The 14,282-nt window shown below is 42.3% G+C and carries 14 protein-coding genes; 2 read left to right on the forward strand and 12 right to left on the reverse strand.

Annotation, left to right across the window (positions count from 1 at the left end):
* Nucleotides 1–86 precede the first annotated feature (86 nt).
* The gene (locus DESDE_RS10895) at nucleotides 87–503 is read right to left on the reverse strand and encodes an OsmC family protein (RefSeq protein ID WP_014794070.1); all 417 of its coding nucleotides are present in this window, start codon (nucleotides 501–503) and stop codon (nucleotides 87–89) included.
* 208 nt (nucleotides 504–711) lie between these two features.
* On the opposite strand from DESDE_RS10895, the gene gap reads away from it, so the two are divergent.
* Nucleotides 712–1,716, forward strand: a complete 1,005-nt coding sequence (gap, locus tag DESDE_RS10900) for a type I glyceraldehyde-3-phosphate dehydrogenase (RefSeq protein ID WP_014794071.1) — start codon at nucleotides 712–714, stop codon at nucleotides 1,714–1,716.
* Nucleotides 1,717–1,774: 58 nt separating this feature from the next.
* Here the strand turns inward: gap and DESDE_RS10905 are convergent, their stop codons facing one another.
* The 5 genes from DESDE_RS10905 to DESDE_RS10925 all read right to left on the reverse strand — a co-directional run bounded on the left by DESDE_RS10905 (nucleotide 1,775) and on the right by DESDE_RS10925 (nucleotide 5,799).
* Nucleotides 1,775–2,410 carry a hypothetical protein gene (locus tag DESDE_RS10905; RefSeq protein WP_019850503.1) on the reverse strand — a complete coding sequence of 212 codons (636 nt, stop codon included), beginning with the start codon at nucleotides 2,408–2,410 and terminating at the stop codon, nucleotides 1,775–1,777.
* Between the two features lie 79 nt (nucleotides 2,411–2,489).
* Entirely contained in the window at nucleotides 2,490–3,197 is a 708-nt protein-coding gene (locus DESDE_RS10910; protein WP_014794073.1) for a hypothetical protein, read from the reverse strand.
* 308 nt (nucleotides 3,198–3,505) lie between these two features.
* Nucleotides 3,506–4,072: a COG1361 family protein gene (locus DESDE_RS10915; protein ID WP_014794074.1), complete on the reverse strand. Its 567-nt coding sequence runs from the start codon at nucleotides 4,070–4,072 to the stop codon at nucleotides 3,506–3,508.
* An 81-nt stretch (nucleotides 4,073–4,153) separates the two neighbouring features.
* Nucleotides 4,154–4,984: an ATP-binding protein gene (locus tag DESDE_RS10920; protein ID WP_014794075.1), complete on the reverse strand. Its 831-nt coding sequence runs from the start codon at nucleotides 4,982–4,984 to the stop codon at nucleotides 4,154–4,156.
* 41 nt (nucleotides 4,985–5,025) lie between these two features.
* Nucleotides 5,026–5,799 (reverse strand): DnaD domain-containing protein, encoded by a 774-nt coding sequence (locus DESDE_RS10925; RefSeq protein WP_014794076.1) that lies wholly within the window; start codon nucleotides 5,797–5,799, stop codon nucleotides 5,026–5,028.
* A 205-nt stretch (nucleotides 5,800–6,004) separates the two neighbouring features.
* Here DESDE_RS10925 and DESDE_RS10930 point away from each other — a divergent pair, with 205 nt between their 5' ends.
* Nucleotides 6,005–6,595, forward strand: coding sequence for an HD domain-containing protein (locus DESDE_RS10930; RefSeq protein ID WP_014794077.1), 591 nt, complete (start codon nucleotides 6,005–6,007; stop codon nucleotides 6,593–6,595).
* 13 nt (nucleotides 6,596–6,608) lie between these two features.
* Here the strand turns inward: DESDE_RS10930 and DESDE_RS10935 are convergent, their stop codons facing one another.
* The 6 genes from DESDE_RS10935 to DESDE_RS10960 form a co-directional block, all read right to left on the reverse strand.
* Nucleotides 6,609–8,321 (reverse strand): MBL fold metallo-hydrolase RNA specificity domain-containing protein, encoded by a 1,713-nt coding sequence (locus DESDE_RS10935; protein ID WP_014794078.1) that lies wholly within the window; start codon nucleotides 8,319–8,321, stop codon nucleotides 6,609–6,611.
* Between the two features lie 83 nt (nucleotides 8,322–8,404).
* Nucleotides 8,405–9,043: a response regulator gene (locus DESDE_RS10940; protein ID WP_014794079.1), complete on the reverse strand. Its 639-nt coding sequence runs from the start codon at nucleotides 9,041–9,043 to the stop codon at nucleotides 8,405–8,407.
* Nucleotides 9,040–10,203 carry a sensor histidine kinase gene (locus DESDE_RS10945; protein WP_371200515.1) on the reverse strand — a complete coding sequence of 388 codons (1,164 nt, stop codon included), beginning with the start codon at nucleotides 10,201–10,203 and terminating at the stop codon, nucleotides 9,040–9,042. Before DESDE_RS10945 ends, DESDE_RS10940 begins: the two co-directional genes overlap by 4 nt.
* Before the next feature lie 79 nt (nucleotides 10,204–10,282).
* The gene (locus DESDE_RS10950; protein WP_028305538.1) at nucleotides 10,283–11,614 is read right to left on the reverse strand and encodes a hypothetical protein; all 1,332 of its coding nucleotides are present in this window, start codon (nucleotides 11,612–11,614) and stop codon (nucleotides 10,283–10,285) included.
* An 833-nt stretch (nucleotides 11,615–12,447) separates the two neighbouring features.
* Nucleotides 12,448–13,242, reverse strand: coding sequence for a methyltetrahydrofolate cobalamin methyltransferase (locus DESDE_RS10955; RefSeq protein ID WP_014794082.1), 795 nt, complete (start codon nucleotides 13,240–13,242; stop codon nucleotides 12,448–12,450).
* Between the two features lie 63 nt (nucleotides 13,243–13,305).
* Nucleotides 13,306–14,274, reverse strand: a complete 969-nt coding sequence (locus tag DESDE_RS10960; protein ID WP_014794083.1) for an acetyl-CoA decarbonylase/synthase complex subunit delta — start codon at nucleotides 14,272–14,274, stop codon at nucleotides 13,306–13,308.
* Between the last annotated feature and the right edge of the window lie 8 nt (nucleotides 14,275–14,282).

The following is a 14,282-nucleotide window of genomic DNA, read 5'->3' on the forward strand; positions in this document are numbered from 1 at the left end:
TAATGTTAATCTAAACACGACCAGTATAACAAATGCCAACTATGGGTTCAACTCTCTCAATATTAATTATTTATTAACGATGCCATTTAATTTGGATAAGTTTCCAATTTGTATGTAAGATTGGCAACCTTATCTATCATATTGGCCACACTGCAATATTTCTCCATGGATAATTGAATAGCCCGGAGAAGTTTTTCTTTAGGAAGATTGCTTCCCCAGAACTTAAAGGTTAGTTCAATATCGGTAAAAATACGAGGGTGTTCTGCTGCTCTCTCCCCCATTACTGAGATTTCAAATCGTTCATAGGTAATCTGCATTTTTTCTAAGATCATGACACTATCCATTCCACTGCAGCCTGCCACAGCCATGAGCACAAGCTCCATAGGACTGGAGCCATATCCTGATCCCCCTGTGGTAACGCTGCTGTCAATTTGTGTTCTCAGCTTAGATTGACCTTCTCCTTCAAAGTGCATTCCTTTAATATGCGTCACAGTGACTTGCATTGAACGGCCTCCTTTTTATACGTATTAAAAAGCATAAAACTTTATCGTTTTAAAATCATGGGCAACTAAGCTTCGACTGGGCTAGGGCTGACAAATGGAGCCATACAAGTATGTCACATTTACGTCTTAAAAGTAATTGTGTCATACTGAAAAAGATGTTAAACTATCAAATGGATGTAACGAATTTAGATTAAAGGAGTGCGGTAAGTTGACAATTCGAATTGGGATTAATGGATTTGGTCGAATTGGGCGGAACGTTTTTCGGGCTGCTTACGGAAGAGAAAACATTGAAATCGTTGCCGTCAATAATCGATCAACAGGTGAGATTTTACCTCATCTCTTAAAATACGATTCCGTACATGGTATTTTCCCTGCCCATGTCCAGCACACTGAGGATGGTTTCACTGTAGATGGACAATTGATTAAGGTAGTTTCCCACACAGATCCCGGAGATATTCCTTGGGGTGAATTAGGCGTGGATGTTGTTATTGAGTCCAGCGGAAAGTTCAATAATGGGCCGGCCTGTCAAAAGCACCTCAAAAATGGCGCGCGCAAAGTCGTTATTTCTGCTCCTGCCAAGGAGGAAGATGTTACCCTTGTCATGGGCGTAAATGAAGAACTATATGATCCCCAAAAACACCATATCATATCCAATGCATCCTGCACGACCAATTGTCTGGCTCCTGTAGCCAAGGTGATTCACGAGAATTTCGGAATCAAGCGGGGGTTAATGACCACTGTTCATTCTTACACCAACGACCAGCAAATTTTGGATCAATCCCATAAGGATTTACGCCGAGCCCGGGCAGCAGGACTTTCCATCATTCCTACCACTACAGGAGCGGCAAAGGCTGTAGCACTTGTTTTACCTGAACTTAACGGAAAGCTCAACGGTTTTGCTATGCGTGTCCCCACCCCCAATGTATCTGTTATTGATTTAGTGGCAGAAATTGAAAAAAGCACAACGATTGAAGAACTCAACGGAGTCTTACGCAACTCCAGCGAAAATAAGCTGAAGGGAATTCTAGATTACACCGAGCTTCCCCTAGTTTCAAGTGATTTTAATGGTAACTCCGCCTCATCCATCGTTGATGGCCTATCCACTATGGTTATGGAGGACAACCTTATTAAAGTAATCTCTTGGTATGATAATGAATGGGGTTATTCCTGCCGTGTAGCCGACCTTGTCGAATATGTCAGTCGTGAATTATAATCTCATCTGATAATGCGCAAAAAGAGCCAATTGGCTCTTTTTGTTATTTCCTCGGGGATTACTTCGCAAAGGATTTAAGTACTTCCTTCTGAGGTTCATCCTGTTCTTCCTGGATTAGTTCCTGCTCTTCCTGAACAAAAGATGAGGAATTCTCCCAATCCTCTTCCTCTAAGCGAAGGGGAAAAATGAGAATAAGTAAAGCTATTCCACCTATAGATAAGGCAGCGTATTGAAGAGAAATAAGAAAAAAGAGAATAGGAACCTGCTGAGCAGGAGTTCCCACTGCATAACTGTATTTTTTTAAAGACTTCCAATCCACGCCTGAACGCTCCCACAAAGGAAGCCCATAATAATCCACTGAATTCATTAATTTCTTACCACTTTCAGCATAGCGTGCTTGTGAGGAAAGGAAAACAAATCCTTTATCGGTATAAATTTTGTCCAGCTCTACAGGTTCGCCGGTAAAGGCTTCTTTGGTATAGGTTCGTTCAATACGAAGAATATCATCCGGGTGGATATTTACATTCCCTTTTTCCGTTATGATGGAATAGAGTTCACGATCTATGAGCTCAATATTGAGTACTTTTACATCCAGGTAATTTACTCCTATTGAAGTTAGAATCGTAAGGGTTAGGCAAAAAAGTATGACTAAGCTAGATAGACGTTCCCGTCCGAGCTTATTATCCTGTTCCATGAAGTAATACACTTCCTTTAATATATTTAAGATAGCCATTACAGGCTCAATTCTACACTAATTTCGGAGAAGGAACAAATTAGGGAGAGTTAAAAAACCTGCCAAAACGCCTTAGAATTGCCGTCACGTCTTCTGAGCGTAGATTAAAGGATTGATTCTGCTCCATTCTCGGTTTTGGTTCTGGTTTTGCCCCTGTCGTCTCCGGCGGGACGACGCAACGTACAAAGATTATAGCCAATATGGCCAAGATAAGAAATGGTAAAGCTCCTCTTAAGCCAGGAAAGCTCAATATCGGTACAAAGAAAAAAAGAGTTGGAGTGTACAATTCATCCGTATAATCTACAGATACAAAAATAGCTAAATATCCTGGACTACCGGGTGGTAGTTCTGTCGGGAAGGGAATAGGGTCGGTACCGTTTTGGGCGGTATCAAAATTGGAATCTTGATTGGATGTCGCCTGGGTTTGCCGAGAGCACAAATAGCGAATTAAATTCTGTAATTCCTCGATAGGTATCTGGAGTCTTTGTCCTCTAGCTATATCGAGAACGGTTAATTTTTCAAGGTGAAAAACATGTTTCGCCAAAAGCAATAGAATTTGAGAGCCTAATAAAATCCAAGGGGCTAAGAATAAACGACTATTAATAAGGGGTTGAAGAAATGTAAAGACGGGACTCCCTGGAACAGAACTGACGCGGGAAAGAAGTGAGAACCCCACATTAATAATCTGAGTGTCCTTATTTTGCGAATTATTGCTCTGGTTTGCAATTATATATTCATGGAGATTCATTATGCTCACCCTCTCCTTCTTTTAGCAATATATGGTAATGGTTTTTGTCCTGTTCTGAAAATTAAACTATCGGAGGGTGTTTTTCTCTGCGTCTAAACCTATTATGTCCCAATAGTGAAGAAATAGAAAAAAGAGGTACAATTTTTTTTGCACCTCAACGGTCTCAAAGATCAGCTGGATTGTTAAGCATCAAAAATAGGTATAATTGTATATTTTTATCGTCCTTAGAATTTTTCAATTAATGATATAATTATCTTTAATGATATATTTATCACTCTTGGTATAATTATCATTTTTGATATTGTTATTTATTTAGCTGCGTTGGGCGCTTTTACAGTGGAATCTACATTAAAGAAAAAGCTCGCCTCAGTGGCTTGGGTTATGCCACCTTCCGCATTGGGCTTAATTCTCAGGGTAATTTTATGTTGCCCGGCTGTTGCGCTTTTACCTGCTGCATCACCTAAGGCTTTAATATCACGGAAGGCTACTCTTGCCGTAGCACCGGGATCAAGAGATGGCAAGGTACCAATTTTGCTGACTTTTTGTGCGTTATCCCCTACTAATGAGACTTCCAGCTCAACAGGTATATTCGACATTTTTCCACCTGTCGTATTTTGAACCGTGGCAATGAGGTCAAATTTGTTAGCATTGATAACTTGACTGGATTTAATTGTAACTGTTCCATACGTTAAATCTTGAGTAAAAGAACTGGGTTCTACGGCAACTCCCAACATTTTTACTTCAGGGACGGGTCCATTCGCACTTGCTTGTGCCGTTTTCCAGAGGGTTACTCCAGCAATTCCAATCAAGCAGACTAAGAACGCACTTAAAATTAGGGTAAAGTATTTGCGATTAATCGCAATAATTTTGGCCATTTCAGGCACCTCCATTCGGATTCTTCTCTATGAAAAAGTATGCATGTCCTGAAGAAGACATGCATACTTTTTCAAACTTATTTACTGTTTTTTTCGTTCTTTTTCTCTATCTTGATATTGACGAAGCCTAATATCCTGTTCAACATTCATTCTAAAGATCCGGCAGGATTGAATGAGCCGCGAGGTGGTTCGTGCGCCTAAATACTCTTCCATCTCTTCCAAAGACAAATTGGAGGTTATAACCGTCGGCAATTGTTGGTTTAAGCGATAATTAATAATGGAATAAAGACGATTACGAGTCCAGTCAGTGTAGTTATGGGCACCTAGATCATCCAGAATGAGTATAGGAATTTCCCGAGCCGTATCCAAGAGATCCAGTTCACTCTCATCGGACTTATAGGTGGCACGCAGTTGATCCAAAAGATCCGGAACGACTAGAAAGAGGACTTGCTGTTCCTGTTCCATTAAAGCATTGGCAATGGCTGCCGCAAGAAAGGTCTTGCCTGCCCCGACCGGACCTATAAGGATCAAACCTAAGCCATGATAATCATTTTGAGAACGGGCGACAAACTCCCTTGATGCATTAAAGGCCGTTAAAGCGCCTTCAAGGTAACTCCGATCTTTGGGATTAACTTGGCTCAGATAATAGTCCTGTTTAAAGGTGTCAAAACGGCAATTAAGCAATCCACGTGCCATACGTGCATGGCGGAACAGATTCTCCATACGTTTTTGCCGCATACAAGTACAGGGACGCGCCGATTCCCCATCGAAAATTATCCCCCGATCTTCACAGAGGGGGCAATTCATAGTCGGCTTGAATAATTGGCCATTAGGTGGCAGCTCAGATTGCTCACGTTTATTTTTAAGTTCGTCGAGATAACTATCTTGCATAATATTCTTTATGGATTTCATTTCCTCACTCCCCCACTTCATTACTCAATAATAGAAAAAAGTTATGAAAGGTAAAAATCTTCATATTTACCTTGAGGTACTTTTCGAGTCGGCTGCTGTTGTGGAGTTTTTTTCCCTCGGGATTTCTCATGCTTTGATTGGAAATAGGCATCATCAGCCTCAACTTCATGTAAGGTTCTTAATCCTTTCTTTTCCCATTCTCTTAAAATGGAGTCAATATAGCGGAAATTTCGAATGCCCGCCATTACACCACGCTTAAAGGCTGCCAGGATGAGTTCTTCAGAAAACTTAGATGAGATCCAGGTCTCTATTACCTCGCATTCTATGGAGGTCAAAGGGCGGCCTAATTCTTGTTCGAATGTTTTTATGATTTGTCCGATGGGGCTTGAAGGGGATGGATTTCCCTGGTGCTCAAGACGCTCTTTCTCTAGATTTTGTTCGGCTTCATAACGCTTAACTTGCTCAATAGCCCATCGTTCTGATAATTCATCGATGAGACCTACAAAGCTGTAGGATAAGATAGATTTTTGCTCTACAGGGTCCCAGTGTTTTTCAAGGGAAAGATAATTGCGCGCCATTAAATGAGATATCATCTCCTCCACCCGAATGACATCAAGATTCATGCGCTGGGCTAAAAGCTGGGATGTGGGATAGGGGTTATTCTCGATTTCTCCCATAATTTGAATAATCAATAACGCCTCTATATGGCTGATATCAAGCTCTGAGTAATGATTTAGAAAATACTTAGGCACTCCTACCGTACCAGAAAAGAAAAGAGCTTGTACAAAGCTCCCATAAACATTTGACCTATACACGAAGTTCACTCCTTAAAGGGTTATTATAATGCATAAATACGAATTATAGAAAGTTCTTTATTATATTTGTTTTTTTTAGGGTAATAGATACTATGTCCGCGAAAAAATATCAGGTAATAAATACCAAAATTTACAGAAATAGAAGGACTCCTCTGACTCTTTGGCGTATATCTAATTATACAATTTTTAGGAGGTCGATATCAATATGGGGCAAAGGGAAGAACTTGTTCAGATCATCAATCAATCCGGCGCTCATCCTGCCTGGGGGTTAAAGCACTGCAATCGGGTCTATCTTCTAGCCAAAGAATTATCTCAGCATTTAGATCTCGATGATGACATACTCTTTTTTTCTGCCATGCTTCATGATACAGGAAGATATTCAGCCTATGCCTTACCCAATGTGGACCATTCCCTTCGTTCAAAAGGGGTTGCAGCCAATATACTACAACGGATGGCCTTTCCCAGCGATAAACTCCCCATCGTCCTGGAAGCTATAGAATATCACATGTATTATTCCGAGCCGGGCCGAAGTGATGAAGCCGTTTATCTAAGAGATTCGGATATATTGGACAACCTGGGCAATATCGGTATCACTCGTTTATTCAGTTTGATTGGACAAGACGAGCTGATCCGTACCCCTGAAGACGCATTGGAGCGGGCCAGAACATTCGCCGAAGCCCTACCCAATAAGGTCTATACGAAAACAGGGAAGCGATTGGCAGTAAAACGCCGTGAGGAAATCTTAAGATTCCTCTCAGGTATAAAGAAACAAACCGCTGAATTTGCGAATTTATAAATTGTTCATCCTGCTATTTCTTTTTCCTATTGTCCATATCATCAAGCCAACGGGAGATCGCATCGATAACACATAATGTATGCTCAAGATTATTCGACCGCTTTCCGTTATCCACCAGGACCTTTAAGCGATGTCGAAGTCGCTGCATTGCCTTATTAATCTGTGCTTGAGTAATCTTAGACTGACTGGATTTTCCTCTGCTTAAAGGAGGAAGCTGTGTCATATCCACTCTGGTCTTAGCTGTGGATTCTCTGGTTTCTGAGGACAGCTGGGCTTCCTCCTCGATGACTTTCAGCCAAGGTTTTGAGGGTGGATAGGGGATGATTTCCCTATCCTTGATTTCTAATGCTTCGCCCAGTTGAGGGATCCACGGGATTTTTCCAAACTTTTCTTGGATTTTTTGAGCAAAAGCTCTTTGGACATCAGGTTCACCGTGGACCAAGATGATGTTTTCGGCCTGTTCACCTAAGCAAGACAACCATTCCAAGAGCTGGGGCTGATCCGCATGGGCGGATAAACCCTCCATGCGACGGATATTTGCATGTACAGCCACCTTTTCCCCATGAATGGTCACTTCTTTGACTCCCTCGATAATTCTTCGTCCCAAAGTTCCCTGGGCTTGATAGCCTACAAATAAAACGGTGGCATTTTCCCGCCATAAATTATGCTTGAGATGATGCTTAATCCGTCCCGCATCAGCCATTCCGCTGGCTGCAATGATAATTGCACCGCCCTCAATAGAGTTTATCGCCATAGAATCCTCTGCAGATAAGCTATAATGGACATTGGGCATTAATAAGGGGTGCTCACCCCTTTGGATCATATCCAGAGTCTCTTGATCAAAATTCTGAGGATTTTCCTGAAAAATCTTTGTGGCTGCAATGGCTAATGGGCTGTCAACATAAATGGGCATTACCGGAATCTCGTTTTGGGTCTGCAATTTACGTATATAATACAAAAGGTCTTGAGTACGCTCGATAGCAAAGGCTGGAATGACAAGGTTACCTCCTGCCTGATGAGCTTCTCGAATGATTTCAGCCAAATGCTGGATGCGATTGCTCTTATTCTCATGTTGGCGATTTCCATAGGTTGTTTCAACAATGACAATATCCCCGCCGCAAATAATACTGGGATTCTCGATAAAAGGTTGTTCAGAATTCCCCACATCCCCGGAGAATACGAGAGTCTTATGAAGGCCCCCTTCTTTAACCGTCATTTGAACATAGGCCGAACCTAAGATATGGCCAGCATTATGAAAAGTAAAACTTATCTCGGGAGAAAGTTGGGTACTTTGATTGTATTCAACTGGTGTAAAGAATTTAATGGAATCCAGTGCGTCTTGGGCAGTATAAATGGGTGTTAATAAATTCTTGCTTGCTCGTGTTAACTTACGGTTTTTGCGCTCAACTTCCATCTCTTGAATATGACCGCTGTCCGGAAGCATGACCGAGCACAATTTAATTGTTTCTGGGGTAGCATAAATTTTTCCATGAAAACCATGCTTAATGAGCTTAGGAATCAAGCCTGAATGATCCGTATGGGCATGGGTTAATATAACGGCGTTAAGTTCTGCAGGGTTATAGGGGAAATCGCCATAATTCAGCTCTTTTAACGCTTTTGAGCCTTGAAAAAGTCCGCAATCAATCAGAACTCGATAATCTTCGGATTCAACCAGATAAGATGATCCGGTTACCACTTGAGCGGCACCAAAGAAATATATTTTCATGAAATCCTCCTATTTCAAAGCAATAATTAAACCCATTAAGTACAGAGCTAAAATTTCGTTTTTTTTTCCTTTTAACCCATCTCTTAATCCAGTTGAACCAGCTTAAGTCTTACTGCTTTAAGGGCAGCTTGGGTACGATCGTCCACCTCTAATTTGCGAAAAATACTTGACAGATGATTTTTGACTGTTTTTTCGCTGATAAACAAGGCATGTCCAATCTCGCGATTAGATGCTCCCTTAACGACATAGGTTAGGATTTGTAATTCCCTATCACTTAATCCACAGGTATCCCTGCTCTGGGACGGATGAACAAGTTGACCCAGTAATTTACCAGTCACTGCAGGAGAAAGAATCGGCTGACCTGCATAAACTTTGCGAATGGAATCGATCAAAGTCTTGGGATCCACATCTTTCAATAAGTAGCCGGCGACTCCTAATTGAAGAACTTGAAATACTTTTTCATCAGAATCATCTACAGTCAGGACAAGAATTCCAATCTTCTCATTCTCACGACGAATGACACGACAGGCTTCCAAGCCATTAACGCCGGGCATATTTAAGTCCATTAACAAAATATCAAAATCCAAGGTGCGTGTAATATTAATCGCACCTTGGCCATCCCCTACTTCGCAGACAACTTGGATTCCTTCTTCAAATTCAAGAATTCGTCTTAATCCCTCGCGAAGGAGTGGATGATCATCTGCTATAACTACTCTTATCATTCCCATCCCTCCTCATAATTCGGCATAATGATCTTCACTGTAGTTCCTTTTTTGGGAGATGACGAAAGAATCATTTGGCCATTGAACATCTCAATTCTCTCTTTCATCCCCACCAGCCCAAAATGATCGCCCGGATTGGAAAGTGCCTCCTCCACATCAAATCCGATCCCGCGATCAGTTATTTGAACTATAATTTGAGATTCCTCATACTCTATAAGGACCCTGGCCCAATCTGCATGGGCATGCTTCGCAATATTCGTCATTCCTTCTTGAAGCGAACGAAAAAGAGCTACCTCCACTGCAGGTAATAAGTGCTTTTCTTTACCGAAAATCTTAAAATCACAGGTTATGTGGTAGGTTTCTTGGAAATTCATTAAATACTTTTCGAGAGCAGAAATAAACCCGTGATTATCTAGAGCAATGGGGCGCAAGTCAAAGATAATGCGTCGAATATCACGCAAGTTTGAACGGACTAATCCTTTAAGGTCCGCTATTTCTGCTCGCACTCGATCTGGATCCAATGCGAGCAGTTTTTCAGCTATTTCTAATCGCAAAACAATATTGGCAAGATTTTGAGCCGGCCCATCATGGATCTCTCGGGCAACCCGTCGTCTCTCTTCATCTTGTGCACGAATAATCTTTTGGGCTATTTCTTGCATGTTCTCTGGATTATTATTTTGACTTAATTCGGAAATTCCACCATGTAAAAGATTAATAGCCATGGTTACTTGATTGAGTAAATTCTCGGCTCGTTCAATAGTCTTTTCCATCTGCTTTAGAGAACGTTCAATTTCATCCCGACGGGCACGCAATTGTATTTCTTTTGATTGCGTGAGTTGTAGTTGAACTTGGACATCTTTCGTTTTCGTATAGATGTCCATCATCTCTTTCTCAGAGTGATTGCCAAAATCTCTACTTACTTCCATTAAACGTTGGCGAAGCTGACGTTCTAATTTTTGATATTTATCCACCTCTGTTATGGTATGGGTAATTTCATCTTTGAGCTGTTCAAGCTCTTGAATAAGCCGCTGGGTTTCTGCATGTGTAGATTCTGCTATGTAAAAAATTTCTTCTTTACTTGTCTCAATAGCTTTTAAAGTATTGCTCATTATGAGACCCAATCGGTCTGTCACTCTCGTCCCTCTTTTCACCACTACCATTTGCTCTTTATAGTATTCGACATGATTTCTATAATCTCCTACTAATTTAAAGCAAAAGGGGTGCTGAAAATTCAATATTTTACCGTATTATGCGTCGAATTCCCCGTTCTAAACGTCGTGGATAAAGTAAATCCTCGTGACTGCAGGTAAAAACCTTATAACCTTGTTTTTTCATTTTTAAAGTAATCTCTTTTATAAGACTCTCATCCAAAGAAATCGAATCCTCAGGTATCACCTGAATTAATAAGGTATTCACCTTAGCCAAGAAGCTATATTCATCAACCGAGACATTCCATTGAATGAATGAGTCACCACAGAGAAATTTTAAGACTTGAGCAAGGGCTTTACCACCCTGGGGAATTTGCTGAGGTGTTGCTGCAGGTTTAGCTGTAGGTTTAGCCGCAGAATCAGCCACAACTTTATTATCTTTTCTTTTATTTGAATTAAAACGAAAAGGATCCCTTGAAAGAAGAACACTATTGCTCTTCTCCGATTCCTTTTCTTGTGGCATACCTGTCAAGACGCTTAGAGCTGGCACGGTCTCTTCAAGAAGCTCATCTTGTGTATCAGGATTAAGATTTTCGGATTGGGTATAGGCTAAGGTATATTCATCAATGACACTATGAGATTCCAATAAGAGTTGTTTTAAGGACTCATCTATAAGCTCATGAAGGGATTTAGAAATAGGATCTGATAGAGGTTCGTTCATTACTTCGTCGATTATATCGTCGACACCTTTATTTATCTGACTTGGACAAGGCTCATTGAGGCTTGAGTCAGTTTGAATGTCCTCAGATACTATTCTATCAGTAATTTCTTTCTCCTCATTACTCTCGGCGTAATCTGAGGCTTGAGTCAAATCCATCACAGGCGCTTCATCAAAGGACTCTATCGGGTCCATGGCTTGTGCTGAATCCATGGTTTTTAATAAATGCTCTCTTAATGAAAAGATAGAATCCAATTCCTTAGTTTGTACGCCTCCCCCATTGAGAGCTACTTTAGAACTAGGTGTAGCAATACCCTCCCCCTGATTCCCTAGGGTTCTTAAATTAGCAATCTGTTGAGGGAAATACTCAGGTTCCTGTGTTTCTATGTTTTGTAGTCCTGCATTAATCATATCGTTCATGAGCCGATAAAAATCAGGAAAATTATCTATAACTCGATGGTCCGGCAATCTTTGCTCTACTAATTGGCGAATCCCATCCATAAGTAGTTCTTTCGGTAAATCGAACATCTCCTGAAATGCCGCCGCAATTTTTTCAATGGCTTGCTTGCCTTGATAAAATTCCCCATCAGCTTCATTTCCTGATAACAGGTTCACAGTGAGTAATTTTTCAACAAATACATCGATCCATTCCCGGATTTCTTGATCATCTCTGAAAAAGGCTTCCAAGGCTGTCCACCTCCGCATACATCTTTTCCATGATAGCTATGCGGTTTGGTTTCAGAGTATGTCTATTTCTGTTCTGAAAATGGTTTGAAAGCGGGGTCTCCATGATTTTGCTTTCGGCGTTCACTTCATAAGCTGCGCGGAGCAATCTAATCGCTCAAGACCTCCGCTGCGTCGGGTTCCCGGCTAAATCGGCTCCTCGAAAGCACTGCTTTCGCACTTGTTCTCATAGCCGGTTGGAAACGTCCTGTTTCCAACCCGACTCCGCTGCAGTCTTTCGCGAAGATTGCTTACCTGCTCGCCTAAATCCGTTCACTGCCTTAAAGAAAAATCCTTGGGTTCTCTTTCGGGCTTAAGCAGTGCAGCTACGCGACCCCGAGTAGTTTTTCATCCTTCGCTGGCGCTGCAGCGGCGGCATGGCGGCTATCTTGAAAAAGACCCGCAAGCGTAGCTTTACGCACAAGAGCGAAGGATTTTCACTGTGTATAAGGCTGCTAAGGCTTCTGCTTCGCTTCACTCACCATAAGCCAAGCTTTCTTTAAGCGGAAGGGCGGCCGGGTCAACGAAGCTTTCTTAACGTAGCGAAGCCATGGTTAACATCAGGTATTACCCTGAGGTTTGGTGAAGCTGTTAAGAAAGCGAGTGACCAGCCCAGGAGCTATTGAGTGAGCGTTGTGCGTAAAGCTACACGCCCGGACAAGCTTTTTCATCCATCAATAATGCCGCCTAGTCTGCCTGAAAGCCCGATAGCCCGATAGCGCACACAAAGGAGAGCCCAGCTCACCCTAAAAGAGTGAGGGGCTCTCCCAAGCATGCCGCTGACGGCACCATTAACGAAGGAAAAGAGAACTTCCTTACCGCTGGCGGAAAACCTTCAAATAAGAATCAGCATAGATGCTCTTATTTAAGAGAATTTGACCGGTTGCAGCAACGTCAACCAAATCATCATCATTAGCATCCATAATCGCCGCATCGAGGCCGGCAGCCATAGCCATCGCTAAATAGGTGCGATTGATCAGATGGCGATCCGGGGATTTCTGTGACACGTTGGAAAGGCCCAGAACGGTTTTAGGGGCTGGATTGGATAGAGTTTTGACCATTCTGATGGCTTCCAAAACCTCAGGTGCGTGCTCTTGGGCAACATTACAAGGCAAGATCAGGGGGTCAATATAGAGTTCATCGGTAGGTAACCCGAATTCATCCGCTGCAGCCACCAATTCCATGGCAAAAGCAATGCGGTTTTCTGCATCTTTGGGAATCCCTACCTTATCCATGGTTAAACCAATTAACGCTGCATTATATTGAACCGCCATGGGGAAGACCCGTTCAATCTTGTCACGCTCGGCAGGAACTGAATTAATCATGCCAGGGCGTTTGAGAAACTTTAAACCGGCTTCAATAGCATCATAGTTAGTGGAATCCAGGCACAGAGGCAAATTGGAGACTTCTTGAATAACCTTAACCATCCACTCATAGGCTTCAGGACGCTCCTCTTTAGGAACTGCCGGACCGGAGTTAACGTCAAGGTAATGGGCTCCGCCTTCTTCCTGTTTCAATGCCCATTCTTGGAGGGGCTTGGCATCTTTATTCCGAAGAGCGTCTCCGATATCCTTAAACATTCCATTAATCCGTTCACCAATAATAATCAATTGATCCACGTCCTTTCATATTTAAGCGATAACCAGTATCGACTGGATATATCAACCATCCGATTAGGCGTTCATCTCCATGAGATCGGCTATATTCTGTTGGACAAGTTTAACGGCTTCAGGATTTCTCATTAAGAGAATACTGGCACCGGCTTGCAAAAGACCTGTCGCTGTTAAAACTTCCCAGAGAATTGCCCTGTCGTTCAGATCTCCCCAGCCTGGGAACTCTTCAGCAGAGGCATTGGCCTCTTTAGCACGGTTTGCTTCATAACCCACTGTACAAATCATCGGCATGGACAGCATCTTATCATTGGCTAAGGATCCTAACCGTGCCCGTTCCATGATCGAGTAAGCGTACTCAATACCATACCCCAGACCTCCGATCATCGGGTCAATCACGATACGGTTCAGGGGCAAGCCCATTTCTGAGATCAAGATATTCAGCTGCTTACAAATGTTAATGTCCAGTGGTGAACGGGCGATAAGATTATGCTTGTGCACCATGGCAGCTGCGGTAATGGATTTGTAATTATCTTGTTCAGCGATACCGATTAAAAGATTTTCACCTGAAGTAGCTTCTGCAACAGCAGCTAATACTTCATTATCCTTTTCCGGATCTTCGCACCCAATGACGATTAAGGGAACACCAACAGCGGCCAAGACATCTTTCACGACTTTAGCGCACTCTTCAGGGCTGCGATTTTCTCCCTCCGGATTAGCTCCGATCAGTTTGAGATAGATCATATCGGCATTGTATTCTTCAACGCATTTCTTTGCCCAAGCTACGGGATCATTGATGACATCACCAAAGTGACTCTTTACAACATCGTTCCATGCGGGTGGAACATCGGTGACTTCCATGGCAATGGCAGCGCGATTCTCCACCTTTCCTTCAAAATGAAGAAATGGGAGGGTGGAGTCTCCACCTACTTTAATAACAGAAGTGCGGGTGCCGCCTTCAGCAGCGGTTGCACCGATGACCACTTCTCCAACTTTACTTTGATATCTTTCTTTGACGAGGGCTACGGCCATTTGAACCT

It is taken from the genome of Desulfitobacterium dehalogenans ATCC 51507 (assembly GCF_000243155.2).
GTDB classification, from domain to species: domain Bacteria; phylum Bacillota; class Desulfitobacteriia; order Desulfitobacteriales; family Desulfitobacteriaceae; genus Desulfitobacterium; species Desulfitobacterium dehalogenans.